The sequence below is a fragment of the Acaricomes phytoseiuli DSM 14247 genome (assembly GCF_000376245.1).
In the GTDB taxonomy this organism is placed as follows: domain Bacteria; phylum Actinomycetota; class Actinomycetes; order Actinomycetales; family Micrococcaceae; genus Renibacterium; species Renibacterium phytoseiuli.
On the sequence record NZ_AQXM01000009.1, the window covers coordinates 1 to 2,014 of the forward strand.

A 2,014-nucleotide genomic window follows, 5' to 3' on the forward strand; every position below is an offset into this window, starting at 1 on the left:
TATTCTTACCCGTCACCGTGTACTTAATCTGCTGACCACCCTTGACCGAAGTACCCGGCGCAGGATCAGAGACCTTCGCATGCTCATACCCCGGAACTTTGTGCTCCGTGATATTGCCTTCAACTAAATTGTTACGAATAGTACCAACAGCGTCTTCTTTGACAGTGACTTGGTAACTCACCGTTACTGTTTCACCGGCCTTAAGAGGGCCATTCCAATCTACGGCTCCCACTTCGCCCTTGCGAATCTCGCGCCAGACCGCTTCAGGAGGATTTGAACCCGTCAAGTTACTGCTAACGGCGAGAGAGGATCGATCAACATCAGCTAACGGAGTCACATCACGCAGAATGTCAACCAACTGAGCGCTGGGGGCATCCCGATCAGTCGGGTTGGAAATCGTAAGGCTGTAGGAAATTATATCGCCGGGGCGGACTAGACTCCCTGAAGGAGGATCTGAGACTTTAAGACGATCCAACCGATTAGACTGCCCTGAATCAGAAACACCGTTAAACCAGTTTTCCCCAATTTCTGGGTGCCCATCTACCGTGACAGTAGTATTCGTGCGAACACTGCGGAACTGGCCTTCTTCGTAATTCTGGGTCACAGTTCCCGTATAAGAGAGCTCTGCCCGCTGCCCTGGCTCCAATACACCAGACCACGACAACGTCGAACCATCCAACGAAACCGCCGGAACACCAGAAACCTCAGAACCATCAGCATTGAACACCCTCACCACTGCGTCACCCTCATAGCGGGAGGACATTTCTAAGGTTCTAAGGTTCTCGCGAATATTAACTTTGTTTAATGATATCGAGCCATCATTGATTACCTTAACACGCTGAAATACCTTGCCGCCCTTTTGAATGGGGCGAGGAGTAACGTCTAGCAAAGAAGTAGTGTCAATAGACGCTCCACCGCCAGGATCATCAGCCTGTGCAGCTGGGACGAGCGTGAACAGCCCCCCAAATGCCAGTGAAATCATTAATGAAAAGGATATAATTCCTTTTATAGCTCTCGATATTGGATTTTCATTTCTCATAATTATAGTCCCCCAGGGGTATAAATTCGTAGATAGAAATATCAAGAATAGTTTTAGGGTGGGGTCCGCGATCTTAAGATCGCGGACCCCACCGCCTGTCTTTAGGAGTTTTCTTTCTGGTTCTTGCGACGGTTAGCTACAGCGAACAACAAGAGTCCGCCCAGGAGCACCCCAACCGCTGAGACTAGGAAGAACAGGATGTTCGCCCCAGTAATAGCCAGGTCATCTGTAGAAGTAGTCTCAGTATTCGGCTCCACAGGCTGATCCGGGGTGTAGTGAATAGTTGACTTCACCACTGATCCAAGATCTACCAAGGAAGCAAAATCTGTAACTTCTGCAGAAGGCGTTGAAGTTGCTGATTGCATCTCACTAGGAGCAGCATTTCGCTCATCGCCAAGACCCATACTCTTCATCACAACAGGCATAACAGTATTTTCAGTCGAAGGAAGGGCAACTACGGGAGAGGCTTCATCCGAATGGAAATGCAAGGGAACGCCATTGACAATCGGAACTGCACGGTAAGAGGCCCGGTTAATGAAGCTGATACCAAAGGCATCCGGCTTTACAGTCACCGAGTACACCAGCTCTACCCGCTGACCCGGTTCCAAGGTGCCATCCCAGGCCATCTCAGGTTCAGTAAATACTGCCGCCGGTGAATCAATACTTGCTTGGGAACCATCAGCATTGAACACCCTGGCAACCACGTCATTGTTATACGTAGCCTTCGGCAGAACCCCAGAAAGATCATCCCGTATATTGACGGCAATCGGGAAGAACCTATGAGGGTTGGTCACTGTAACTGTGTATTTAACATTCTGACCGGGGAAGACCGTGCTCCCGCTTACCGGATCAGAAACCTTTTCGAAAGGTACTTCAATATCCGGAGTCGGATGCGTGATAATCACTTCCGGCGGCTCGATCGGCTCACCCGTCGGCGGAGTCGCCGTCGAGTTCATCCGATTCTCCACCAACACA

Annotated in this window: 2 protein-coding genes; both read right to left on the reverse strand. The window is 50.0% G+C overall.

Features of this window, described 5'->3' with window-relative positions; genetic code table 11:
* A partial coding sequence (locus tag C501_RS14075) for a DUF7927 domain-containing protein (RefSeq protein ID WP_156807531.1) occupies positions 1–1,039 on the reverse strand: 1,039 nt, incomplete at its 3' end.
* 101 nt (positions 1,040–1,140) lie between these two features.
* A partial coding sequence (locus C501_RS11840) for a DUF7927 domain-containing protein (protein ID WP_211206309.1) occupies positions 1,141–2,014 on the reverse strand: 874 nt, incomplete at its 5' end.